Annotated in this window: 22 protein-coding genes and 2 tRNA genes; 12 read left to right on the top strand and 12 right to left on the bottom strand. The window is 65.8% G+C overall.

What is annotated here, in order from left to right; all coding sequences use genetic code 11:
* Nucleotides 1-67 precede the first annotated feature (67 nt).
* Together trxA and FPH17_RS10485 are read left to right on the top strand one after the other, a co-directional pair.
* On the top strand, nt 68-391 hold the full coding sequence (gene trxA / locus FPH17_RS10480; RefSeq protein ID WP_095554444.1) for a thioredoxin: 324 nt from the start codon (nt 68-70) through the stop codon (nt 389-391).
* Nucleotides 392-493: 102 nt separating this feature from the next.
* The gene (locus tag FPH17_RS10485) at nt 494-1675 is read left to right on the top strand and encodes an N-acetylmuramoyl-L-alanine amidase (RefSeq protein WP_154880422.1); all 1182 of its coding nucleotides are present in this window, start codon (nt 494-496) and stop codon (nt 1673-1675) included.
* A gap of 53 nt (nt 1676-1728) precedes the next feature.
* Here the strand turns inward: FPH17_RS10485 and FPH17_RS10490 are convergent, their stop codons facing one another.
* The 9 genes from FPH17_RS10490 to rpmH form a co-directional block, all read right to left on the bottom strand.
* The gene (locus FPH17_RS10490; protein ID WP_244288105.1) at nt 1729-2964 is read right to left on the bottom strand and encodes an RNA/DNA-binding domain-containing protein; all 1236 of its coding nucleotides are present in this window, start codon (nt 2962-2964) and stop codon (nt 1729-1731) included.
* A gap of 207 nt (nt 2965-3171) precedes the next feature.
* Nucleotides 3172-3864 (bottom strand): hypothetical protein, encoded by a 693-nt coding sequence (locus tag FPH17_RS10495; protein ID WP_167496818.1) that lies wholly within the window; start codon nt 3862-3864, stop codon nt 3172-3174.
* Between the two features lie 28 nt (nt 3865-3892).
* Nucleotides 3893-5101: a ParB/RepB/Spo0J family partition protein gene (locus tag FPH17_RS10500; RefSeq protein WP_154880425.1), complete on the bottom strand. Its 1209-nt coding sequence runs from the start codon at nt 5099-5101 to the stop codon at nt 3893-3895.
* 3 nt (nt 5102-5104) lie between these two features.
* Entirely contained in the window at nt 5105-6106 is a 1002-nt protein-coding gene (locus FPH17_RS10505; protein WP_122085942.1) for a ParA family protein, read from the bottom strand.
* A gap of 12 nt (nt 6107-6118) precedes the next feature.
* Complete coding sequence (rsmG, locus tag FPH17_RS10510; RefSeq protein ID WP_244288106.1) at nt 6119-6739, bottom strand: 16S rRNA (guanine(527)-N(7))-methyltransferase RsmG; 621 nt, start codon at nt 6737-6739, stop codon at nt 6119-6121.
* A gap of 169 nt (nt 6740-6908) precedes the next feature.
* A complete protein-coding gene (gene yidC, locus FPH17_RS10515; RefSeq protein WP_154880429.1) occupies nt 6909-7889 on the bottom strand; it encodes a membrane protein insertase YidC in 981 nt (326 codons plus the stop codon).
* 9 nt (nt 7890-7898) lie between these two features.
* Entirely contained in the window at nt 7899-8249 is a 351-nt protein-coding gene (gene yidD / locus FPH17_RS10520; protein WP_203085440.1) for a membrane protein insertion efficiency factor YidD, read from the bottom strand.
* Complete coding sequence (gene rnpA, locus FPH17_RS10525) at nt 8249-8629, bottom strand: ribonuclease P protein component (protein ID WP_095537778.1); 381 nt, start codon at nt 8627-8629, stop codon at nt 8249-8251. The genes yidD and rnpA overlap by 1 nt, the downstream gene beginning before the upstream one ends.
* Nucleotides 8630-8665: 36 nt before the next feature.
* A complete protein-coding gene (rpmH, locus tag FPH17_RS10530) occupies nt 8666-8803 on the bottom strand; it encodes a 50S ribosomal protein L34 (RefSeq protein WP_095278661.1) in 138 nt (45 codons plus the stop codon).
* Between the two features lie 942 nt (nt 8804-9745).
* On the opposite strand from rpmH, the gene dnaA reads away from it, so the two are divergent.
* The 5 genes from dnaA to gyrB all read left to right on the top strand — a co-directional run bounded on the left by dnaA (nt 9746) and on the right by gyrB (nt 17268).
* Nucleotides 9746-11374 (top strand): chromosomal replication initiator protein DnaA, encoded by a 1629-nt coding sequence (dnaA, locus tag FPH17_RS10535; protein ID WP_154880431.1) that lies wholly within the window; start codon nt 9746-9748, stop codon nt 11372-11374.
* 593 nt (nt 11375-11967) lie between these two features.
* Nucleotides 11968-13167: a DNA polymerase III subunit beta gene (gene dnaN, locus FPH17_RS10540; protein WP_095278663.1), complete on the top strand. Its 1200-nt coding sequence runs from the start codon at nt 11968-11970 to the stop codon at nt 13165-13167.
* A 67-nt stretch (nt 13168-13234) separates the two neighbouring features.
* Nucleotides 13235-14419, top strand: a complete 1185-nt coding sequence (recF, locus tag FPH17_RS10545; RefSeq protein ID WP_154880433.1) for a DNA replication/repair protein RecF — start codon at nt 13235-13237, stop codon at nt 14417-14419.
* Nucleotides 14400-15023 carry a DciA family protein gene (locus FPH17_RS12165; protein ID WP_154880435.1) on the top strand — a complete coding sequence of 208 codons (624 nt, stop codon included), beginning with the start codon at nt 14400-14402 and terminating at the stop codon, nt 15021-15023. Before recF ends, FPH17_RS12165 begins: the two co-directional genes overlap by 20 nt.
* A gap of 169 nt (nt 15024-15192) precedes the next feature.
* The gene (gyrB, locus tag FPH17_RS10555) at nt 15193-17268 is read left to right on the top strand and encodes a DNA topoisomerase (ATP-hydrolyzing) subunit B (protein ID WP_095548040.1); all 2076 of its coding nucleotides are present in this window, start codon (nt 15193-15195) and stop codon (nt 17266-17268) included.
* Between the two features lie 77 nt (nt 17269-17345).
* Here the strand turns inward: gyrB and FPH17_RS10560 are convergent, their stop codons facing one another.
* Together FPH17_RS10560 and FPH17_RS10565 are read right to left on the bottom strand one after the other, a co-directional pair.
* Entirely contained in the window at nt 17346-17786 is a 441-nt protein-coding gene (locus tag FPH17_RS10560; protein ID WP_095545560.1) for a DUF6918 family protein, read from the bottom strand.
* A 431-nt stretch (nt 17787-18217) separates the two neighbouring features.
* Nucleotides 18218-18646 carry a hypothetical protein gene (locus FPH17_RS10565; protein WP_095537774.1) on the bottom strand — a complete coding sequence of 143 codons (429 nt, stop codon included), beginning with the start codon at nt 18644-18646 and terminating at the stop codon, nt 18218-18220.
* A 96-nt stretch (nt 18647-18742) separates the two neighbouring features.
* On the opposite strand from FPH17_RS10565, the gene FPH17_RS10570 reads away from it, so the two are divergent.
* Nucleotides 18743-19660 carry a putative endonuclease domain-containing protein gene (locus tag FPH17_RS10570; protein WP_154880437.1) on the top strand — a complete coding sequence of 306 codons (918 nt, stop codon included), beginning with the start codon at nt 18743-18745 and terminating at the stop codon, nt 19658-19660.
* Between the two features lie 349 nt (nt 19661-20009).
* Here the strand turns inward: FPH17_RS10570 and FPH17_RS10580 are convergent, their stop codons facing one another.
* Nucleotides 20010-20219 carry a CopG family transcriptional regulator gene (locus tag FPH17_RS10580; RefSeq protein WP_154880438.1) on the bottom strand — a complete coding sequence of 70 codons (210 nt, stop codon included), beginning with the start codon at nt 20217-20219 and terminating at the stop codon, nt 20010-20012.
* Between the two features lie 82 nt (nt 20220-20301).
* On the opposite strand from FPH17_RS10580, the gene gyrA reads away from it, so the two are divergent.
* From gyrA to FPH17_RS10600, 4 genes are all read left to right on the top strand, one after another.
* Nucleotides 20302-22875: a DNA gyrase subunit A gene (gyrA, locus tag FPH17_RS10585; protein WP_154880440.1), complete on the top strand. Its 2574-nt coding sequence runs from the start codon at nt 20302-20304 to the stop codon at nt 22873-22875.
* Between the two features lie 3 nt (nt 22876-22878).
* A complete protein-coding gene (locus FPH17_RS10590) occupies nt 22879-23223 on the top strand; it encodes a DUF3566 domain-containing protein (protein WP_095278682.1) in 345 nt (114 codons plus the stop codon).
* A 114-nt stretch (nt 23224-23337) separates the two neighbouring features.
* Nucleotides 23338-23411: transfer RNA gene (locus FPH17_RS10595), tRNA-Ile, on the top strand.
* 33 nt (nt 23412-23444) lie between these two features.
* Nucleotides 23445-23517 (top strand) — tRNA-Ala (locus FPH17_RS10600).
* The last annotated feature ends 218 nt before the right edge of the window (nt 23518-23735 follow it).

The following is a 23735-nucleotide window of genomic DNA, read 5'->3' on the forward strand; positions in this document are numbered from 1 at the left end:
CCGGGCATTCAGCGGTGGCGACTAGAGTAGGGAAGTCGGAACCGAGAACACGTAAAGGAGTTGCACCGTGAGCGCACCAGTGGACGTCACCCAGGAAACCTTTAAGTCCGAGGTCATCGAGTCGGAGCTGCCCGTCCTCGTGGACTTTTCTGCCGAGTGGTGCCAGCCCTGCCAGCGGCTCGCCCCAGTGCTGGACGAGATCGCCGCCGAGTACGACGGCAAGCTCAAGGTGGTCAAGATCGACGCGGACACCGAGCGCACCCTGACCGCCATGTTTCAGGTGTTCAGCATCCCCACCGTCTTGCTGTACAAGGACGGCGAAAAGGTCGACGAGTTTACCAACTACCGGCCCAAACAGGAGATCCTTTCCCGCATCGAGCCGCTGCTCTAGCTGGGTCCGCGGCGCGCCGACGTGCTGCTTCGCGCGCGGCCGCCTCACCCACGTAGGATGTAGTAGGTATACGTGTCAACCGCTTCGTCAGAAAGGCTCCCAGTGCGTGCAACTCTTCGCGTCGGCGACTCCAGTGCCCGAGTTGCTGAGGTTCGCTCAACACTCGCGCGTCTAGGGTTGCTCAGCGGCTACGAGGGCTCCATCGATGAGTGGAACTCCCGCCAGTTTTCGCAGGAAGAGATGCTTTTCGACGCCACGCTGGCCGACACCATCAAAGCCTTCCAGCAGTCGCGCGGCATCATGCCCACCGGCAACATCGATGACCTCACGCTCCGCGAGCTCCGCCAGGCGTCGTACAAGCTGGGCAACCGCGTCCTGAGCTACCAGCCGAGCCAGGAGCTCGTGGGCGACGATGTCGCGCAGCTGCAGACCCAACTCCACGAGCTGGGCTTTTACGCGCACCGCATCGACGGCCGCTTCGGCCGCCGCACCCACGAAGCGGTGATGACCTACCAGCTCAACTCCGGCCTCGAGGACGACGGGCTCTGCGGCCCCGACACCCTCCACGCGCTGAGCCTGCTGGGCCGGCGCATCACCGGCGGCTCCGCGAACGCCATCCGCGAACGCGAGCACGTCCGCCAGGCCGGACCGCACCTGACCGGCAAGCGCGTGGTCATTGACCCCGCCCTCGGCGGCGCCGACACAGGCGTGACCGTCCAGGGCCCGTACGGCCCCATCACCGAAGAAGAGATCGTGTGGGACCTGGCGCAGCGCGTTGAAGGCCGCATGATTGCCGCGGGCGTGGAGACCATCATCTCCCGCACCCGCGGCGACAACCCGTCCGCAAAGGCGCGCGCCGACCTGGCCAACGGGTTCAAGGCCGACCTGGTGATCTCGCTACAGCTGGACCACTACCCAAACGAAAAGGCCAACGGCGTGGCCACCTTCTACTTCGGGTCCGAAATCGGCAGCTCCTCCATGACGGGCGAGACGCTCTCCGGCTACATCCAGCGCGAGATCGCCGCCCGCACCAACCTGCGGAACTGCCACAACCACGCCCGCACCTGGGAAATGCTGCGCATGACGCGCATGCCGTCGGTGGAAGTGGTGGCCGGCTACCTGAGCAACCCGGGCGACCTGGCCGTGCTCACGGATCCCGCGCAGCGCGACGCGATCGCGGAGTCCATCGTCGTCGCCGTCAAGCGCCTCTACCTGCTGGAATCCGATAACCAGCCGACGGGCAGCTACTCGTTCCAGGACCTGCTGCGCGAGGAGCGCGCGTAGGTTCCTGCTGGGGGAAAGTTTCGGGGGAAAGTTTCGGGGGTTCCGCGCCTGGGCTACTTTGCGTAGTACCTGGTGGTCCGGGTCGAGCCGATCTTGCGGATCAGGGAGGCGTCGACAAGCTTGCGCAACGCGCGGTACGCCTGCTGCTGGCTCAAGCCGGTGATGGCGGCGACGTCGCCGCTGGCCAGGCCCGCACGGCCCGCGCGCTGCACCGCGCCTAACGCCAGCGCGTCATTCCCCTTCACCGCAAGCGGGGCGCTTGAGTGCTGCGTCACCGTCACCGTCACGCCCTGCCCGTGGGTGCCCGCGAAGCTGACCGGGTCCAGGTCTGCGGCGGACAGCGTCCGCGCGACCTCCGGGTACCCCGTTCCGGCGCCGCGCGTGAGCCCGGTGAGCGAGACCGCGGTGCTCAGGTGCAGCGAGCGCGGCGCGTAGACGGGCCGGCCCTCCGCGAGCGCCGCCGCGTCCACCCCGCGCGGCAGGCCGCCGGGGCTTGAGATGCTGGTGAAGTCTTCCTCCAGCGCCACGTAGACGGGCGCGGGCAGCGAGTAGTCGCGGTGGACGAGCGCGTTGATCACCAGCGGAAACGCGGGGCCGAGCGCAGCGCGGTGCTCGGTGAGCGCGCTGAGCATCGTGGCCAAGGGGGCCACGCTTCGCGACGTCCGGTGCGAGACCCGACGGTCCGAGAACACCATTTGGTGGTACGGCAGGTGCGTACGGATCGCCTCCGTGCGGCCGAAGAGCGCGATGGCACCGAGCGTCAGCGGGTGCTCCGCGTCGGTGCGGAACCCGAGCGCGCGGATGAGCGCTTCGTCGGAGCGCTGCGCGGCAAGCGCGTCGCCACCGTGGCTCGCCGCCAGTTCGCGGAAGCTCGCAATCGCCTCCGGGTCGATGTCGTCCGGGGCGGCACCGCGGGCGGGGGAGAGCGCCCAGTCGACCCCGTTGGCGTCGCGGTAGCGCGTGAACAGATACGTCGGGTCCATGCCGACTGCCTCTGCCACGCCCCGCTCATTGAGGCGCCGCGTGCGGTAGGTGCCCCACGCGGTGGCGACGGGGCTCGGGTGCGCGTCGGTCCGCACCGCGATCACCTCAGCGCCGCCGAGCCGCGCGGCGCTCACATCGACCTCCAGCGGCGGGTTGGTGTAGCGGCGCACCGCCATGGCCAGCTGCGCGGGGTCGGTTCGATCACCGTGGAAGGGATAGCAGCCACTGATTGAACCGTCCGAATCCACGCCGATGAAAAGGGTGCCGCCCTCAGCGTTGGCCATGGACGCCATCGTTTCAATCACGCGCCGCTCGTTGATGAAAGCGGCAGATTTACGACGCGCAAACGCCCTGGTCATTCCCTGCCCTAGGGCGATTTGATCAGCCATTTCCTCAGCGCGCATGCCGATAGCTTACATCATTGGTATTCGCCGGTTCGATTCGTCCGGCACCGCCTGATTGAATGATGGAATGTGGGCACACAGCTAGGCGGAATTGGTGAGGTGATGGAATCAGACGGCCGGCGCTTCCGCCAACAGGTCGGCGATTTCCTGGTCCGCCATGAGGTCGAATACGGGCGGCAGCGAGAGCCGGAGGCGGGGCAGTAGCGGGTGGTCGTCCACGATGCGGAAGCCGGCAGACTCGAGGATGGGCACCGCTGTCAAGCCGATTGCGGCGGCGTGGCGGGCGATGGGGCTGTGGGCCTGCGCGGTGGCGTCGTCAAGCGTTGAGCCCCGCGCGGCGGACTCCTGGAGGCCGAAGACTTCGAGGGCCTGTGCACCGGCGCTGGTGGCGGCGGCGATGGTGGCGTCGAGGAGCACCGATTCGTAGCCGCGGCGCTGAGCGCGGGCGTCGATGTGTAGGCTCGTGATGACCCATGCGTCTTGGCTAATGGGTGCGGTGGGGAAGCGGGAGGCGCCCGGGGCGAATTCCGGCGGGCAGAAGAGGATGGTGGCCAGCGCGCCCTCGTCGGCGCTCACCTCCGCGATGGAGTGGCCGATGGGGTACTGCTCGTAGCAGCGCGCGACGAGCCAGGCCTCTTTGTCCAGCTCAGAGCGCTGAACGGTGAACTCGGTGTCGGTGTGGCGAGAGGAGGGGCTCGGCGGGTCGAGCTCCCAGAAGACGGTGTCGGCGGCGCGCCGGTGGATGCGGGCGAGTGTGCCGGCGTGCACCGGCACGAGCTGCGCGCGTGGTTGCGTTGGCACCCGTCCCCCTGACGTTCCGCCGGTCCTCTCAGTCCTGCTCGCCCTGGATCAGGCCCATGATGCGGTCAAAATCGTCCTTGTCGCCGAACTCGACGACGATCTTGCCCTTGCGCTTACCCATGGTCACGGAGACCTTGGTGTCCCAGGCGTCTGCGAGGGAGTTCGCGGCGTTGGTGAGGAACTCCGGCTGCGGCTGCGGCTCGCGCTTCTTCTTCTCGGGCAGCGCGCCGTTGTTGTTCAGCAGCGTGACGGCCTCCTCGGTGGCGCGCACGCTCAGGCCCTCGGCGACGATGCGGTTGGCCAGCTCGTTCTGTGCGGCGGAGGTCTGCTCGTCGCTCTCCAGCTTCACGCCCAGGAGGGCGCGGGCGTGGCCTGCGGACAGGACGTTCGCGGCGACGCGGCGCTGCACATCCACCGGGAGGCGCAGCAGGCGGATGGCGTTGGTGATCACCGGGCGGGAGCGGCCCAGCTTGTCCGCCAGCTGCTCCTGGGTAACGCCGAACTCCTTGAGCAGCTGTTCGTAGGCGGCGGCCTCTTCCAGCGGGTTGAGCTGGACGCGGTGGATGTTCTCCAGGAGGGCGTCGCGGAGCATGTCCTCGTCGGAAGTCTCGCGCACGATCGCCGGGATGTGCTTGAGGCCGGCCTTGGAGGCCGCGCGCCAGCGGCGCTCGCCCATGATTAGCTCGAAGCCGTCCTGGGTGTCGCGGACGACGATCGGCTGCAGCAGGCCGAACTCGCGGATGGAGTGCACCAGCTCGGCCAGCTCGTCTTCGTCGAAGACCTGGCGGGGCTGCTTCGGGTTGGGGATGATCTGCCCCAGCGGCACTTCCTGGTAGCGGGCGCCCACGGGCACCGGCTGCATGACGTTGTCCTTCGCGGCGGAGACAGTCGGGGCGCCGGCGATCGGCCCTCGCGGCGAGCCGCCCACGGTGGGGGCGCCCTTGACCTTCTTGCGCTGCTTGTCCTTCTTGTTCTTCTTGCCCGAATTGCCTGGGTTGCCTGAGTTCGCAGCGTCATCGGCGCCGGCATTGGGGCCCGCTCCGGTGCTGCCGTTGTTCATCTCCTCGCCGGGCTTCGGCGCCTGCGCGCGCTGCGAGGCCTTGCCGTCGCCGAAGATGATGTCGGAGGCGCCGTTGCCAATCGCGCCCGTCTTCCCGGTCGTGTCCGTCGTCGACGGCGCGGACGGGATCAGTGCGGCCAGGCCTCGCCCGAGTCCGCCTTTGCGTTGCTGTGCCATGTGTTACTCCTCGCCCTCAGTGCCTTCTGTACCTGCTGATCCCTCAGCATCTTCCCCCGCGTCCCCGTCGCTATCCAGCTCCGCGAACACTTCGGGGCTCACGCCGATCGGCCCGGTTGTCTCGTGCGGCTGGTAGTCACCGCGGTTGGCCAGCTCGCGCGCCGCGTCGAAGTACGCGAGCGCCCCGCGGGAGCCGGGATCGTAATCAATCACGGTCTGCCCGTAGCCGGGGGCCTCGGACACCTTGACCGAGCGCGGGATGACGTTGTTGAGCACCACCTGGCCGAACTGGTCGCGCACCTCGGCGGCCACGTCGGCAGCCAGGCGCGTGCGCGCGTCGTACATGGTGAGCAGGATCGCGGAGATGTGCAGGTTGTGGTTCAGGTGCTCGCGGATCATGCCGATGTTGCCCAGCAGCTGGCCCACGCCCTCGAGCGCGTAGTACTCGCACTGGATGGGGATAAGCACCTCGTCAACCGCGGTCATTGCGTTGATGGTGAGCAGGCCGAGGGACGGCGGGCAGTCGATGAACACGTAGTCAAAGCCGTGCTCGTCGAGGAACCCGCGCCGGATAGCGTCGTGAAGCCGGTACTCGCGCCGCACCATGGAGACCAGCTCGATCTCGGCTCCCGCCAGGTCGATGGTGGCGGGGATGCAGAAGATGTTCGGGTTCTCCGCGTGCGCCTGCACGGCGTCGTCGGCCTCGGCCTCGCCGATGAGCACCTCGTAGCTGGACACGGTCCCGGAGGTGTGCTCGGCGCCGAGCGCCGTTGACGCGTTGCCTTGCGGGTCCAGGTCGATCACCAGCACCTTCAGGCCCTGTTTGCTCAGCGACGCCGCCATGTTCACCGCCGTCGTCGTCTTGCCCACGCCGCCCTTCTGGTTGGCAATGGTGAGCACGCGCGGCTGCTCCGGCTTAGGCAGCTTCGCGCGCCCAGACGTCATCTGGGTGGCCCGGTGCGCCGCGGCCATGATCGGGGTGTCGTCGAAATTCTGCTCGTCCATATTCGCTCCCCCTTACTTTCGCACGATTGTAATCAGGGTGGTCGGCTGCTCCAGCAGGCCCTCGCCGACCTGGGAGATGGTGGCTTCTCCGCCGCCCGCCTTCCGGATTTCCGCGGCGTCTCGCTCGAGCTCTTCGCTTACCGACGCCCCCTTCATCGCCACCATGACGCCCCCGTGCTTGGCCAACGGCAAGGACCATCCGGCGAGCTTGCCCAGCGGCGCCACCGCCCGCGAGGTGACGGCGTCGAACTGGCTGCGCTGCTGCTCCTCGGCGCGGCCCCGGATCACCGTGACGTTGTCCAGCCCCAGCTGCTCGGTCACCTCGCCGAGGTAGGTGGAGCGCTTCAGCAGCGGCTCGATGAGCGTCACGTCCAGGTCCGGCCGCGCGATGGCCAGCGGGATGCCCGGCAGGCCCGCGCCCGAGCCGATGTCCGCGATGCGGGCGCCCTCCGCGAACGCCTCGGCGGCGACGGCGCAGTTGAGGATGTGGCGGCCCCAGAGCCGGTCCACCTCCTTCGGCCCGATGAAGCCGCGCTGCGCGGCCACGGTGGCCAGCGACTCGCGGTACTGCTCCGCGAGCCCCAGGCGGTCACCGAAGACGGTGCGCGCGATAGCGGGGGTCTGTTCCGACACGGCTGTGCGCTCCTTTACACAAAGGGGAATTGTTTGCACTCCGACTCTAGTAAACGCGCCCAACATTGGGGCAATTGTGCGCGTTCACTTTCGCCAACCCCATTCGCCGCCTGGAATCGGGCACGAAAAAACCCGCCGCCAACTGGCGACGGGTTTGAGTGAGCAACCCTTACTTGCCCTGCTTGCGCTGCTTCTTGGTGCGCTTGTCCACCTTGCGGGCGCCGACGGCCGGGGCGGAGGCGCGCTTGGCCTCGCGCTTGGCGGCCTCTTCCTCTTCTTCTTCCTTGTCCATCTTCGCGTACACGACACGGGTTTGGAAGAAGGTCCAGATGTTGTTGGACAGCGAGTAGAACAGGAGGCCGACGTGCCAGACAAAGCCGGTGAACAGGATCATGGCCGGCAGGAACCAGAGCATCATCTTGTTCATCATCTGCATCTGCTGGTCCATCATCTGCGCGTTCTCGCCCTGAGGTTTGTTCACCTTGCCGGCCGCGCGGCGGGCCTGCTGGCGCTGAATGGACATGCGCGCGTTCAGGTGGGTGAACAGCGCGGACAGGATGACCATCGGCAGGCAGACCGCGATGATCTTGGTCCGGGTGAGGTCCTCCACACCGGTGAACGCGGCGAACGCGTCTTCTGGCATGGACATGTACGCCGACAGCGGGACGCCGAAGATGTTGGCGTCCAGGAAGGAGCGGACGTCCTCGGGCGAGAAGGCGTAGTTGGCAATGTTGCGGTTCTCTTCAACCGACAGGCCGAGCGCATCCGGGCCGTTGCCGGTGCGGTTGAACGAGCGCAGCACGTGGAACAGGCCGATGAACACCGGCATCTGCACGAGCGGGACCAGGCAGGAGGCGAGCGGGTTGGTGCCCATCTCCTTGTACAGCTTCTGGGTCTCCTCGGCCATCTTCTGCTGGTCGTTCTTGTACTTCGCGCGGATTTCCTGCATCCGCGGCTGCATCTCCTGCATGCGGCGCATGGAGCGCATCTGGTTGACCATCGGCTTGATCAGCAGCGCACGGATGGTCACCGTCAGCATGATGATGGACAGCGCCCAGGCCATGCCTGAATCTGGCGAGAGAATTGCGCCGAAGAGTTTGTGGTACGCCCACAGCACCCATGAAATCGGCCAATAAATGAAATTCAGCACTTTTGGCAGTTACTCCTCATCGGTTTGTCGTATGTCCGTTACCTGCACGCTGGAGCTTTGGGCGCTTGTCGACGCCCCCGCCCCCGCCGGAATACTCCCCGGCACAGGGTCGTAGCCACCTGGGTGCCACGGCCCGCACTTACACACGCGGGCGGCCGCGAGCGCGGTGCCTTTCACGGCACCGTGCCGCGCGACCGCCTCGAGTGCGTACGCACTGCAAACGGGCAAAAATCGGCAGGTCCCACCCAGCTTAAGGGGTGACACGTACTTTTGGTAGAGGCGCACCAGCTTCACCAGCGCGGCCGCCGCCGGCCCGGGAGGGCTGGGGATCCGGCCGCCGGCGAAGTTGTAGTACGCCATCAGCGGGTTGTCCGCTCTTGTGGTGGTTTGGCGATTTTGGCGCGCGCCTTGCGGACCGCGCGCTCGAGGTCTCCGGCCAGCTCGGCGCTCGTTGCCGTGGCCGACACCGGAAGCGCTCGGATGACCACGTCGAATTCGCGCGGCAGCGCCTCCGCCTGCGTGCGCGCGACGGCCCGGAGTTTGCGGGACACCGCGTGCCTGGTCACCGCGTTCCCCACCTGTTTAGACACCACGAGCCCGAACCGAGGTCCGCCGCGCACGGCGGTGTCGGTTCGGGCTCTCAGGTGCACCACCAGTGTGCGGGAGCCGCCCCGCGTCCCCTTGCGCATCGTGCGACGGAAGTCGCTGGATGACGCAAGCTTCAGCGGGCGCGGCAGCACGGTGGTGAACCCTGAATTGGTGCAGCTACGGCGCGACTACGCGGTCAGCTTTGCGCGGCCCTTCTTGCGGCGCGCGGAAACGATGGCGCGGCCGGCGCGGGTACGCATGCGGGCGCGGAAGCCGTGCTTGCGCGAGCGACGACGGTTGTTGGGCTGGTAAGTCCGCTTGGACACGGTGGACTCCTTGTATGCGTCACGGCGACCAGCGGTCGGGGGCACTACGCGGCACGGATGTTCTGTGCAGAGCATCCGTGAGCAGTGCTCCCGTCCTCCCGGGGCAGTGGCCGCCTCCGGTAGAAAAATGTTGTTGAGATCGCGCTTCACCGCGTACTGGGTGAAGGCCGCATGCGCTACCTGCGCTGACTCGCCCTTGCGGGGGCCCGGTTCTCGGCGCGGGTAGTGCTCTCAAGCGCGCGAGTGCAAGGCGTTGCGCGGGGCAACGGCCAGTGCGACTAGCGCGACAGACTCCACTAGGGTACGTGATTTTTCCTCCGGGCGACAAATCGACACTCCGACAGGATTCGCGGGGACGAACGGGGGCACCCGAAATTACATGACTGTGTTTTTTCGCAGGTAGTCGGCCCAATCGGCCCGGCAACGTGGGGCTCAACGGGCGGGGAGGGGAGCGGGTCGCTGACACGTGTTCGATCCGTTTTCGAATTCCACAGGTTCTCCGGCGCGACACCGTTAGACACGCTGAGGTGACAGCGGGTAACAATGTCTTATCACCACAATTTCACAAGCATTCAGTGCACAAGCCTGTGGATAACTGTGAAGTATGAGTTGAGACTTCTCCGGGGGACCCGCCATCACCCCAGCTCAACCACAACTTTAGGGTTAAGAAATGTTATCCACAGTTTGCGCACACACCTGTGGATAGAACCCTACGGTGGCGCTATCCACACCTGTGGATAAAGTTGTGGAACAACAGGTGAGGGCCCATCCCGGCCCCCGCCAGCCTGTGGAGGCACCGCCGGATTCGGTGGATTCCGCGGTGGGTTTTGTAATTTCACAAAGTTGCATAAGCCACGCCGCGCATTCCTCCTGCGCCCCGCAGTACCAATACAGACCCCAAGAGCCCCATAGCCCCATGTCGAGGAAAGAACAGGAGTAACCGTGGCCGAGCAACAGATCGAATCGCTCTGGCGTGACACCGTCACCCAGCTGCTGCAGCTCTCAGAGCGACCCGACTCTTCGGTCCCGCAGCTCAATTTCAAGGAGCGCTCCTACCTGCAGCTGGTCACCCCGGTCATGCTGGTCAACGGCTACGCGGTCCTCTCCGTCCCCCACCACGCGGCGAAGACGGTGATTGAGGATTCGCTGGCACCGCACATCACCAACCTGCTCGCCGCCCAGCTCGGCGGGCCGTGCATCCTCGCGGTGTCCGTCGCACCAGCGGCGGAGAGCACGCCGCCTCCTGCCGCTGAGCCGCCCGCCGCGCCGCAGCCCCCACAACCTGCTGAGTCAGGGGTGCCAGAGATGCCGGAGACGCCGGGGCCGGTGGCGTCGACAAGCATGCCCCCGCAGCGCGATTACGCACCCTCCGTGCCCGAGGAATTTGCGCAGGATGCGGGGCCGGGCGAGCAGATCCCGATGGGGCTAGACGAGCTTGCGCAGATGCACGCGCAGCAGCAAAAACAGCGGCAGGGCCACCCGACCGTGCCGCGGCGCATCCCGCGCGAGGAGCCGGCGCACGACCCGGACCGGGCGGCGAACCTGAACCCGAAGTACACGTTTGAAAACTTCGTCACGGGCTCGTCCAACCGCTTCGCGGCGGGCGCGGCGCTCGCGGTCGCCGAGGCACCGGCCCGCGCCTACAACCCCTTGTTCATCTGGGGCGGATCCGGCCTGGGCAAGACGCACCTGCTGCACGCGGCAGGGAATTACGCGCAGGTGCTGCAGCCGGGGCTGCGGATCAAGTACGTGTCCTCGGAGGAGTTCACCAACGACTACATCAACTCCGTGCGCGATGACCGGCAGGAATCGTTCAAGCGCCGCTACCGCAACCTGGACATCCTCATGGTGGATGACATCCAGTTCCTGCAGGGTAAAGAGGGTACGCAGGAGGAGTTCTTCCACACCTTCAACGCGCTGCACCAGGCGAATAAGCAGATCATCCTGTCCTCGGACCGCCCGCCGAAGCAGCTCACCACCCTGGAGGACCGCCTGCGCACCCGCTTCGAGGGAGGGCTGATTACCGACGTCCAGCCGCCGGACCTGGAGACCCGCATCGCCATCCTGATGAAGAAGGCGGCTGCCGACGGCACCGAGGTCGAGCACTCCGTCCTCGAGCTGATCGCGTCGCAGTTTCAGTCCTCCATCCGCGAGCTGGAGGGCGCGCTCATCCGCGTGTCCGCGTACTCGTCGCTGTCCAACAAGCCGGTTGACCTGCAGGCCGCGCACCACGCGCTGCGCGACATCCTGCCGGACGAGGCCGACGTGAACATCACCGCGGACGCCATCAAGCAGGCGGCCGCGGAGTACTTCAAACTCTCGTTGGAGCAGCTCACCGGTGCCGGAAAGGCCCGGCAGGTGGCGCACGCGCGCCAGATCGCCATGTACCTCTGCCGCGAGCTCACCGAGCTGTCGCTGCCCAAGATTGGCGACGAGTTTGGCGGCAAGGACCACACCACCGTCATGTACGCGGACCGGAAGATCCGCAAGGAGATGACGGAGAAGCGTGGCACCTACGACGAGATCCAGGAGCTCACGCAGATGATCAAGAACAAGGCGCGCATGGGCTAGGCCGTGGGCCCGCTTTTCCGCCCCACAAGATCACAAAAACCCCAGAAGTCACTCTCTTACCACTCTCCACAGACTTCTCCACACCTGTGTAATTACGCCGTTGTAATTTGGCGATCTTGCTCACACGGCACCTGACGCAAGCCCCCAGATCCGCCCTGTGGATAACCGTGCAAATCTTGTGAAAGCCCAGTGGACAACGTCCGACCTGCTGTGGAACAAAATCGCGCCCGAAAAGTTATCCACAACCGCGCGGAGATATCCACAGAAACTCCACACCCCGAATCACAGCCCTGTTTCGCGCCACCACCACCGCGAAACCCATGGATTCCACAGATTGCACAGCACCTACTGCAGTTACCAACTCTTTTACTTGTAATTCCTTCTACAGAAAGAGAGGTTGTGCATGACCCGCCCGCTGTCCGCTCGGACAGCCCGATTCTTGGAATTACAAAACCCGCTTTCGCCCCGGGGCGATATGGCGAAGCCCCGGCGCCCCGCCTAGAGTGAGAACGTAATTACAGATCCTGGTTACCGCGGGTAGCCGCGCAACGGTTTCAACATCACGACTACAAGCAAGGGAGCCTTACGCCGTTATGGTCGAGAGCATCGGTGAGAACACCCTGTCATTCCGCGTCCACAAAGATGACCTCTCTGACGCCGTGGCGTGGGTGGCTCGCGCCTTGCCCACCAAGAGCACGCAGCCGATCCTGCGCGCAATTGTGATCACCGCGGACGATGAGGGCCTGGAGCTCGCCGGCTTTGACTACGAGGTGTCCACCCGCGTCCGCCTCGGCGCCGAGGTTGACCAGCCGGGCAGGGTCGCGGTGGCCGGCAAGCTGCTCTCGGACATCGTGGCCAACATGCCCCACCAACCGGTTGAGGTGACCACGGACAACAACACCATGAAGCTGGTGGGCGGCAAGGCCCGCTTCGAGCTTCCGCTGATGCCGCTGGATGATTACCCGCAGGTGCCCAGCCTGCCGGAGACCACCGGCACGATCGCCCCGGCGTCGCTGACCCGCGCGGTCTCCCAGGTCGCCTCCGCCGCCGGCCGCGACGACACGCTGCCCATGCTCACCGGTATCCACGTGGAGATCCGCGGCGCAAAGATGCGCCTGACCGCAACGGACCGCTTCCGCCTTGCCATCCGCAGCCTGGAGTGGGAGCCGCAGAGCCCGGACGTGGAGGCGAAGCTCCTGGTCCCGGCCAAGACCCTCCTGGACAATGCCCGCACGCTGGACACCCAGCTGGAGGACCCGGTGGAGATCGCGGTCGGCGCGCAGGACAACGTTGGCGCCGAGGGCCTGTTTGGCATGCACGTGGGCAACCGCGAAACCACCACCCGCATGCTCGACGCGGACTTCCCCAACGTGGAGCCGCTGCTGCCCAAGGCGCACACCTCGATGGCCACGGTCGAGGTCGCCCCGCTGCTCGAGTCCATCCGCCGCGTCTCCCTCGTGGCCGACCGCAACGCGCAGATCCGCCTGCACTTCCGCGAGGGCGAGGTGAGCCTGTTCGCCTCCGGCGTCGACTCGGGCGAGGCGAGCGAGTCCCTGCCGGCCGCATTCACCGGCGCGGACGAGCTGCTCATCGCCTTCAACGCCGGGTACCTGCGCGACGGCCTGTCCGTCATCGGCACCGACCGCGTCGTCTTCGGCTTCACCGAGGCCTCGCGCCCCGCGATCATGATCCCGGAGCCGGAGGACCTGCCCGAGGCCAACGAGGACGGCACGTTCCCCACCCCGGAGACCCACTTCACCTACCTGCTGATGCCAGTGCGCCTGCCGGGCTAATCGACGCCTACTCGTCCGGCCCCCAACGCGCCCCCTAAGCCGACCTTGCCGACTCAGAGAAGAAACGTTGTACGTTAGCGAACTTGACCTGCGCGATTTCCGCTCGTGGCCCTCGCTCCACCTGGAGCTGGAGCCCGGGGTCACCGTGTTCGCCGGACGCAACGGGCACGGCAAGACCAACATCGTCGAGGCCGTCTACTACACCTCCGTCCTGTCCAGCCACCGCGTGAGCACGGACGGCCCGCTGGTCCGCGGCGGCGCGAGCAACGCGCGTATCTCCGCCACCACGGTCAACGAGGGCCGGGCGCTCACCACGCACCTGCTGCTCAAGGCCTCGGGCGCCAACCAGGCGCAGATCAACCGCACCAGGCTCAAGTCGCCGCGCGAGCTCGCCGGCGTCCTGCGCACGGTGATGTTTTCCCCGGAGGACCTGCGCTTGGTTAACGGCGAGCCCGCCGAGCGCCGGCGCTTCCTTGATGCGCTCGCCGCGCTCCGGGTGCGCCGCCTGGGCGGGGTGAAGGCGGACTATGACAAGGTGCTGCGCCAGCGCAACGCCCTGCTCAAGCGGTCCAACATGGTGCTGCGCCGCGGCTACGAGGACCCGCAGGGCGCGAGCGCGCTGAGCACGCTTGACGTGTGGGACGGGCAGTTGGCGTCGTTAGGCGCGCAGCTCACGGCGGGGCGGATGCGCCTGGTGGGCGAGCTCGCGCCGCACGTCACGGAGTCCTACCACTCGGTGGCTCCGGAGTCGCGGCCGGCGCACATCAGGTACAGCTCCACCCTGGACGCGGCGGTCCGGACGCTCAATGATGGCCCCTCGGAGGACCCCGCGATCTTGGAGGCCGCGATGCTCAGCGAGCTGGGCCGCCGCCGCAGCGAGGAGCTGGACCGCGGGACCACGCTGGTGGGCCCGCACCGCGACGACCTGGTCCTCAGCCTGGGCGAGCAGCCGGCGAAGGGGTACGCCTCGCACGGCGAGACCTGGTCGTACGCGCTCGCGCTGCACCTGGCGGAGTACCGGCTGCTCGCGGCGGACGGCGCGGACCCCGTCCTCATCTTGGACGATGTGTTCGCGGAGTTGGACGCGAAGCGTCGGCAGCGGCTCGTGCGGGTCGCGGAGGACGCGGAGCAGGTGCTCATTACGGCAGCGGTTGGCGACGATCTGCCCGGCAACTTGGACGACGCGGTCTCCGCGCGCTACGCGGTGACGATGGAGGAGGGGGAGTCGCACATTGAGCGATCTGGTCAGTGACACCTTCAACCAGCTGCGCGAGACGGTGCGCCGCAGCGGTCGCCGCCTGCCCAACCTGCGGAAACAGGGCGCGAACGTGACGCCGCGCCGCAGCGTGGGCAAGCGCGCGCTCACGGCGGGGACGACGAGCGCGCCCGGGGAGGGCGAGGAGGTGGCCGTGCCCGGACTCCACTTTGAGGAGCAGGCCCGCAGGCCGTGGGTGCGCCGCGGCCGGCCCACGGGCAAGGATGGGCGGGCGTTGCCGCGGGGGTATGAGGTGGCGTCGTTTAGCGCTCTGCTCGGCAAAGAGGTGCGGCAGCGCGATTGGACCGAAAATATTGCGTACGGCTGGGTGATGGGCAATTGGGAGGGACTGGTTGGCGCGAAGATTGCGCAGCACACAAAGGTGGAGATGATCAAAAACGGGGAGGTTCACATTACTTGCGACTCAACAGCCTGGGCCTCCAACCTCAAGTACATGCAGTCCACGATTCTGCGCGCGATCTCGGAGAAGCTCGGCCCCGACGTGATCACCAAGCTGCACATCTTCGGCCCCAAAACCAAGAGCTGGCGCTACGGCCCGCTGCACGTCAAGGGCCGCGGCCCGCGCGATACGTACGGATAGGGGCTTTTGCTTAGAGACGCCACCGCCCACCCCAAAATCCGCGCGAGAAACGCCCTGTCGCTGCTTCACCTGGTGCCGTAAATGGTCCCCACTACGTGTAAGATAGAGCGGGTTAAACAGGCTTTAGGCACATATTGCCCACTCACGCATATAGAGGAGAGTCCAAGCAGTGGCTGAGCAACAACCTCATTACGACGCGTCATCAATTACCATCCTCGAAGGCCTCGAGGCTGTCCGCAAGCGCCCCGGCATGTACATCGGTTCCACTGGCACGCGCGGCCTGCACCACCTGGTGTGGGAGGTCGTGGACAACTCGGTCGACGAGGCAATGGCGGGCTACGCCGACCGCGTCGATGTGACCCTGTTGAAGGACGGCGGTGTCGAGGTCGTTGATAACGGCCGCGGTATCCCGGTGGAGATGCACCCGTCCGGCGCCCCGACCGTCCAGGTCGTCATGACCCAGCTGCACGCCGGCGGCAAGTTCGACTCCGAGTCCTACGCGGTCTCCGGCGGCCTCCACGGCGTGGGCATTTCCGTGGTCAACGCGCTGTCCACCCGCGTTGAGGCAGACATTAAGCGCGACGGCAAGCACTGGTACCAGCGCTTTAGCAACGCCATCCCGGACGAGCTGGAGGAGGGCGGCAACGCCCGCGGCACCGGCACCGCGATCCGCTTCTGGCCAGACGCGGAAATCTTTGAGACAGTCGAGTTTGATTACGACACAATCTCCCGCCGCCTGCAGGAGATGGCTTTCCTGAACAAGGGCCTGACCATCACGCTCAAGGACGAGCGCGTCTCCGACGAGGAGCTCGAGCTCGAGGCCATCGCCGAGGAGGGCGAAACCGCCGCGCTGGTGGAAGAGGACTCGTTTGATGACGAAACCGTGGTCGAGTCCGACGCCGAAAAGGGCGAGGCCGGCGAGGCCGTCGCCCCGAATGTGAAGAAGAAGCGGGAGAAGAAGGTCACCTTCCACTACCCGAACGGCCTGATCGACTACGTGGAGTACCTGAACAAGGGCAAGACCGCGATCCACCCGACGGTGATCGGCTTTGACCAGAAGGGCGACGACCACGAGGCCGAGGTTGCGCTGCAGTGGAACAACTCCTACAAGCAGTCCGTCCACACCTTTGCCAACACGATTAATACGCACGAGGGCGGCACCCACGAGGAGGGCTTCCGCGCCGCGCTGACCAGCTTGATGAACCGCTACGCGCGCGAGCACAAGCTGCTCAAGGATAAGGAGCCGAACCTGACCGGCGACGACTGCCGCGAGGGCATCTCCGCCGTCATCTCTGTCCGCGTGGGCGACCCCCAGTTCGAGGGCCAGACCAAGACGAAGCTGGGCAACACCGAGATCAAAGGCTTTGTGCAGCGCGCGGTGAATGAGAACCTGTCGGACTGGTTCGACGCCAACCCGGCCGAGGCGAAGGCGATTATTAATAAGGCCGTGTCGTCCTCGCACGCCCGCCAGGCGGCCCGCAAGGCCCGCGACCTGGTGCGCCGCAAGTCCGCGTCCGACCTGGGCGGCCTACCCGGCAAGCTGGCGGATTGCCGCTCGAAGGACCCGGTGAAGTCCGAGCTGTTCATCGTGGAGGGCGACTCCGCAGGCGGCTCCGCCAAGGGCGGCCGCGACTCCATGCACCAGGCGATCCTGCCCCTGCGCGGCAAGATCCTCAACGTGGAGAAGGCGCGCATGGACCGCGTGCTCAAGAACGCCGAGGTCCAGGCCATCATCACGGCGCTGGGCACCGGTATCCACGACGAGTTTGACATCAATAAGCTGCGCTACCACAAGATCGTGCTCATGGCGGATGCGGATGTGGACGGCCAGCACATCGCAACGCTGCTGCTCACCCTGCTGTTCCGCTTCATGCCGGACCTCGTGCAGAACGGCCACGTCTTCCTGGCGAACCCGCCGCTGTACAAGCTGAAGTGGGCAAAGGGCGCGCCCGGATACGCGTTTACCGACGCCGACCGCGACCGCCAGCTCGCCGAGGGTCTCGAGGCCAACCGCAAGATCAATACAGACGACGGTATCCAGCGCTACAAGGGTCTCGGCGAGATGAACGCTAAGGAGCTGTGGGAAACCACGCTCGACCCGGAGACGCGCATCCTCCGCCGCGTGGACCTGGAGGACGCGCAGCGCGCCGACGAGCTGTTCAGCATCCTCATGGGCGACGACGTCGCCGCCCGCCGCAGCTTCATCACCCGCAAGGCGAAGGACGTCCGCTTCCTGGACGTATAGGCAACGTCGGGCTTCAGCGGCCGGTAGCCAGCGTGGTTACCGGCCGCTTTGCTGTGTAGTGGTGTGGTGGTGGCGTGTTACTTCGCGTGGCGCTCGATGATCTCGCCGAGACCCGGCAGCGCGGGCGCGACGATCTTCGACGCCTTGCTGCGCAACGACGTGTAGACCTTCTTCACCGCGCCCGGCAGAGAGTCCACGGAGGCGTCGGCAGTCTTGACAATGTCATCCACGACCTCGTCCTGGTGCGCGGCGAGGTAGCCGCCGAACCCGTTTGCGCTGCCCTCGCCCTGGTAGTTGGCCCAGTAGGGCTCGACGCGCTCGACCAGCATTGGCAGCACCTTATTGATGCCCTTGGACACCGCGTTGGCGTCCGCCTTCTTCCCCGCGGCGAGCGCCGACTTCAGCGCCATGCCAGTCAGGCCGGACTGGTTGGACACGGTGGTTTCCGTGAGCTCGGCGAGGTCCTTCGTCACGGCGGGACGGGTGGTTTCTTCCAGCAGCTTCTGCAAATCAGACATGCGGGACATCTTACCGGCGAAAAGAAAGCCCGTCCGAAGACGGGCCGGGCGGCATCCGGGAACGGCACGCCCGGCCCCAGATGACGAGATCACCTTGGCGAAGACGCGAGTCGACACTCGTATCTACGTCATCCTGTCCTCGTCAAACAGGCGAATGGCACCCGGAGGCACCCCCGAAGGCAACCCGAGCCAGCCACGCAGACCCTCAAGCCGAAGCCCAGCTCGGAACGCCCACGCAAAAGGGCGACCCACCCCCAGGGTCGCCCTTACCGTGTGCCGATGGGCACGGCTGTTGCGGCTCTTCCGCCACAGTCATCTCGCCCGCTGCACCGTCGCCGTGCGCCTCCGCGCAAAGCAAAACGAAACACAGGAGTCACATGAGTCACTGCAACCACAACCGTGCCAAATTTAGCACGGCGGTTGCGGCCACGCTACAGCTGGGGGAGCTGCGGCAGCGGGTACCCGGCGTCCTCGGCGGCCTTGATCCAGGCAGGGACGTCGAAAATGCGGTTGCCCTCGGAGGATCCGTAGACGTGGCTCAGGCCGGCCTGGTTGGCAACTTGGTCGACGGCTTGGCGGAGGGGCGGGATGGCGTCGATAAGCAACTGCACCGATACAAAAGTGGCCAGGGCGGCGATGGTCAGGGAGATCGGGGCCGAGCCGGTGTAGGCGCTGCCGAGCGGCGGCTGCTCGGGGACCTGCGGGCCGTCGGCGGGGACCTTGCCCTCCGGAATTTTCGAGCTCCCCGAGCTTGACGTGCTGGAACCCGACGACAGCTCGGACACACCTGCGTGCGCGGGCGCGGGGACGGCGATGGCGAGAGCGGCCGCGGTCAGCGCGGCAAGGGAGCGTTTTCTCATGCACAACACTCTATTCCGTTCGCGGGTGTGGGGGAACCGGCGCGTCGCTCGCTGCGTCTAAAGGGTATGGGGAGACTTCATAATGGAATGCACATCATGGCCGGGGCACACGTGGTGCACGGGGCGGTAGGGGAGCCAATCAACCGCGAGTTTTCGCTGCCGGCGACGATGCTGCGCGAGCCGAATTTGGTAGCGCACGCAGCAAGGCATCACCCACGCGGGATTGCTTACTCTGTGCCCGCCACCGACCGCGCCGTGGCCCACGCGCTGTCGCACCCTGGCACCACGGTCACCGGCATGGGCGCGCTGGCGCTTTACGGCCTGCCCTTCTTTGCGGATGCCTGCGACACTGTGCTTGTTGGCCCCGGAATCCGCAAGAACCGGCCGGCGACGCAATACACCCCGGCACTCTGGCGGCTCAAGCTGCGCGAACATGAGGCCTGGACCGTCATGTGTGCGGGTCAGCCCATATCTGTAGCAGCCCCTCCGCTTGCCGCGGTCCACGCGCTCCTAAGTATCCGCCGCCGAGAGTCGGCCTGGCACACCTTTGACGCCAGTGCGCTGACACGTGCAGTGCAGCTTATCGACGCCACACGGCGCTTCCTCAACCTCACCCCCGAATCCATCCGCATCAGTGCCTCCCGCAGGCTGGATAGGCGGTGGCTGTCCCAGGTGTTGGGTGCGTCGAGCGCGCTGGCAGACTCGCCAAAGGAAACCGAGATGCGCCTGCTAGCGACGCCGGTAGCGCAGAAGCATGGGCTGACCTTGGCCGAGCAGGTGGTGATCCGTAATAGGTGGGGTAAGCGGGTCACTGACCTGGACCTTGCCCTTATGGAACCCAAGATTGGGCTGATGTACGACGGCGCGCACCACTGGGACAAGCAGCAACGTACCTTAGATTCGCTGATCCAGATTGAGCTGGTTGCGCAGGGGTGGCAGGTGTTGCGCTTCGCCGAGGGGACTTTAGCCAGGCTGCCTGAGAGCGTTGAGGAGGTGTTGCGCCGGACCCTGTGACAAATTTCGCATAGGAAACAAATACAGCGCTCCACGACCTGCGGAAACGCTCACCTGTGCGTTTGCTGTGGTCGACGATGTCACGGCGCCAACCCCGCCCACCGCCGATACACCTCCGCGGCCACTTCCGCGAAGCCGGAATTCTCAGTGCTTAAGGGCTGCATCCTCCGCACCGCTTCGGCTAGCTCCTCCGAAGCCTGCCCAGCAGTGTCACATACAGGCACCCCATGCACCCTTGCACCGGGGACGGAAGCACAAGCAACCAGGGCAGAGAAGGAGCGCACCCGGGCACCCGTATAGGCGCAGTACTCATCGGCAACGGCTAATAGTTGCTCGGCGCTAAAACCCCTCATCGCGCTTGCCTGATGCGCGATTCCATAGTTTTGTAACCGGGGATGACGGAGCGTGCGATGTCGGCGACGGTGGCGTCGTCAAGCAGGCGCGACGCGGAGGTGACCACGGCGCGGCGGGCGGCCTCCTGCTTGGAGCAGCCCCACGCGGATGCCAAAAGGACGAGCGCCTTGTCCTCGTCTGTGGTGAGCCGAAGTGTCATAGCCATACCACTTTGATACCACTGGTCAGCGCTGCAACGCGTCACAGGCCCGGTAAGCTACTTTTAGGTCAAACAAGAAAGGTGAGCAATGAGCGACGACACCACGGGTGGCGGCAATTTCGACGCCATCCAACCCATTGACATCAATGAGGAGATGCAGACCAGCTACATCGATTACGCGATGAGCGTGATCGTGGGCCGCGCGCTGCCAGAGGTGCGCGACGGCATGAAGCCGGTGCACCGCCGCGTCATTTACGCCATGTATGACGCCGGTTTCCGCCCCGAGCGCTCGTACGTGAAGAGCGTGAAGGCCGTGGGTGAGACCATGAGTAACTACCACCCGCACGGCGACAGAGCCATCTACGACACCCTCGTGCGCATGGCGCAGCCGTGGGCGATGCGCTACCCGCTGGTGGACGGCCAGGGCAACTTCGGCTCGCCGGGTAATGACGGCCCGGCTGCAATGCGTTACACGGAGTGCAAGCTCACCCCGCTGGCCATGGAGATGGTGCGCGACATCCGCGAGAACTCCGTGGACTTCGCCCCCAACTTCGATTCGAAGACCCAGGAGCCGACGGTCCTGCCGTCGCGTGTGCCGAACCTGCTGATGAACGGCTCGAACGGCATCGCGGTCGGTATGGCCACCAACATCCCGCCGCACAACCTCAACGAGCTGGCGGAGGCCATCTACTGGATCCTGGACAACCACGACGCGGACGAGAAGGCGACGCTCGACGCGGTGCTGGAGCGCGTGAAGGGCCCGGATTTCCCCACCTCCGGCCTGATCGTGGGCGACAAGGGCATCAAGGAGGCCTACACCACGGGCCGCGGCTCGATCCGCATGCGCGGCGTGACCGAGGTCGAGGAGGTGGGCAACCGCCAGGTCATCGTGATCACGGAGCTGCCGTACCAGGTCAACCCGGACAACTTCATCCACAGCATTGCGGAGCAGGTGAACGCGGGCAAGATGGCCGGCATCGCCAGCATTGATGATGAGTCTTCGGACCGCATCGGTATGCGCATCGTCGTGAAGCTGAAGCGCGACGCCGTGCCGCGCGTGGTGCTGAACAACCTGTACAAGCACTCGCAGCTGGAGACGAACTTCTCCGCCAACATGCTCTCCATCGTGGACGGCGTGCCGCGCACCCTGCGCCTGGACCAGATGCTGCGTTACTACGTGAAGCACCAGATCGAGGTCATCGTCAGGCGCACCCAGTACCGCCTTGACGAGGCCGAGAAGCGCGCCCACATCCTGCGCGGCCTGGTCAAGGCCCTCGACGCGTTGGATGAGGTCATTGCGTTGATTCGTCGCAGCCCGACGGTGGACGATGCGCGCCAGGGCCTCATGAAGCTTCTCGACGTCGACGAGATCCAGGCCAACGAAATCCTCGCCATGCAGCTGCGCCGCCTGGCCGCTCTGGAGCGCCAGAAGATCGTGGACGACCTGGCGGAGATCGAGCGCCTGATCGCGGACTACAAGGACATCCTGGCCAAGCCGGAGCGCCAGCGCGAGATCGTGGCGACGGAGCTCAAGGAGATCGTGGACAAGTTCGGCGACGAGCGCCGCACCCGCATCGTGGCCGCCACCGGCGACGTCACGGAGGAGGACCTCATCGCCCGCGAGAACGTGGTGGTCACTATCACCTCCACCGGCTACGCCAAGCGCACGAAGGTGGACGCCTACAAGAGCCAGAAGCGTGGCGGAAAGGGCGTGCGTGGCGCGGAGCTGAAGCAGGACGACGTGGTCAAGCACTTCTTCATCTGCTCTACGCACGATTGGATCCTCTTCTTCACCAACTTCGGCCGCGTCTACCGCCTCAAGGCGTACGAGCTGCCGGAGGCGGGGCGCGCCGCCCGCGGCCAGCACGTGGCGAACCTGCTGGAGTTCCAGCCGGAGGAGAAGATCGCCCAGATCATCCAGATCCAGTCCTACGAGGACGCCCCGTACCTGGTCCTGGCCACCCGCGACGGTCGCGTGAAGAAGTCCCGCCTCACGGACTACGAGTCCGCGCGCTCCGCCGGCCTCATCGCCATCAACCTCAACGAGGGCGATGCCCTGATCGGCGCCGCGCTGACGCAGAACGACGACGACCTCCTGCTCGTCTCCGAGCAGGGCCAGGCCATCCGCTTCCCGGCGGATGATGACCAGCTGCGCCCGATGGGCCGCGCCACCGCGGGCGTGAAGGGTATGCGCTTCCGCGGCGACGACCAGCTGCTCGCCATGACGGTGGTGCAGGACGGCGAGTTCCTGCTCGTGGCCACCAGCGGCGGCTACGGCAAGCGCACCGCCATCGAGGAGTACAACCAGCAGGGCCGCGGCGGCATGGGCGTGATGACGTTCAAGTACACCCCGAAGCGCGGCAAGCTCATCGGCGCGCTGGCGGTGGACGAGGACGACCAGATCTTTGCCATCACCTCCGCGGGCGGCGTGATCCGCACCGAGGTCAACCAGATCCGCCCGTCCTCGCGCGCCACCATGGGCGTGCGCCTGGTGGATCTTGGCGACGATGTGGAGCTGCTGGCCATCGACAAGAACGTCGAGGACTCCGGCGAAGAGGAGGCCACCGCGGTGGCGAAGGGCGAGAAAACCCTTGAAGAGGCCCAGGAGGCGACGCAATCGTCGATAAGCGGGGCCCCCGACGACGCCGAGGGTGAGGAGTAGGCGATGGCCGCACGAAAGGTAACCATCCGCAACGTCGGCGCGGGTTCCGTGTTCAAGGTGGCGACGATCCTGGCGCTGATCGGGTTCGTCGCGTGGATGCTGGGCATCACGATCGTCTACTTTGGCCTCGAGCAGGCCGGCGTGATTGAGTCGGTGAACTCGCTGATCGGCGGCGTCGGCGGCGACCAGGCCATCGACATGACCATCGTGCTCTCCGCCGCGGGCCTGCTGGGCCTGATCGGCGTGGTGTTCACCGCGATCATGGCGCCGCTAACCGTGGTGATCTACAACAGCATCGCGGATCTGGTTGGCGGCGTCACCTACACCATGTCCAACCGCGCACGGTAGGTTTGGCGGGGCTTCGGGGTGCTTATCGACGCCACGTAACCGCCCCAAAAACCCGCCCCCACCAGCCGATTTGGTGGTTATGGCGACGGTGCGTAATATTCTTATCCGTTGCCAGGGCCTATAGCTCAGTCGGTTAGAGCGCATCGCTGATAACGATGAGGTCGCAGGTTCGATTCCTGCTAGGCCCACTCGGACGCTATAATATATAGAGTCTGGGCAATGGGGCATTAGCTCAGTTGGTAGAGCACCTGCTTTGCAAGCAGGATGTCAGGAGTTCGATTCTCCTATGCTCCACAGGACAAACCCTGTACCGTGCGCGGTGCAGGGTTTTCTGTTTTCTCCAGCCCTGCTTCCTTCCGGGCCCGGAACCACGGGCGTTTCGGCGGCTTTCTGTGCTGATTTTAAGTTTTTGGGTGGGGTTTGCGCCTATCGGCGGGGGTGGGGCGGAAATGTGGTGTATATCACGCAAACTTTTTTGGGGTTTTGTCAGGTTGTAAATGTCGAGGTCAACG

The organism is Corynebacterium gottingense, from assembly GCF_007559235.1.
In the GTDB taxonomy this organism is placed as follows: Bacteria; Actinomycetota; Actinomycetes; order Mycobacteriales; family Mycobacteriaceae; genus Corynebacterium; species Corynebacterium gottingense.

Coding starts and splice junctions, on each gene's coding strand:
- yidD (WP_203085440.1), bottom strand. CDS start 8,249: ATGGCGTACTACAACTTCGCCGGCGGCCGGATCCCCAGCCCTCCCGGG.
- FPH17_RS10505 (WP_122085942.1), bottom strand. CDS start 6,106: ATGGACGAGCAGAATTTCGACGACACCCCGATCATGGCCGCGGCGCAC.
- FPH17_RS10500 (WP_154880425.1), bottom strand. CDS start 5,101: ATGGCACAGCAACGCAAAGGCGGACTCGGGCGAGGCCTGGCCGCACTG.
- FPH17_RS10590 (WP_095278682.1), top strand. CDS start 22,879: ATGGCCGCACGAAAGGTAACCATCCGCAACGTCGGCGCGGGTTCCGTG.
- FPH17_RS10580 (WP_154880438.1), bottom strand. CDS start 20,219: ATGGCTATGACACTTCGGCTCACCACAGACGAGGACAAGGCGCTCGTC.
- FPH17_RS10565 (WP_095537774.1), bottom strand. CDS start 18,646: ATGAGAAAACGCTCCCTTGCCGCGCTGACCGCGGCCGCTCTCGCCATC.
- dnaN (WP_095278663.1), top strand. CDS start 11,968: ATGGTCGAGAGCATCGGTGAGAACACCCTGTCATTCCGCGTCCACAAA.
- FPH17_RS10570 (WP_154880437.1), top strand. CDS start 18,743: ATGGCCGGGGCACACGTGGTGCACGGGGCGGTAGGGGAGCCAATCAAC.
- gyrA (WP_154880440.1), top strand. CDS start 20,302: ATGAGCGACGACACCACGGGTGGCGGCAATTTCGACGCCATCCAACCC.
- FPH17_RS10560 (WP_095545560.1), bottom strand. CDS start 17,786: ATGTCTGATTTGCAGAAGCTGCTGGAAGAAACCACCCGTCCCGCCGTG.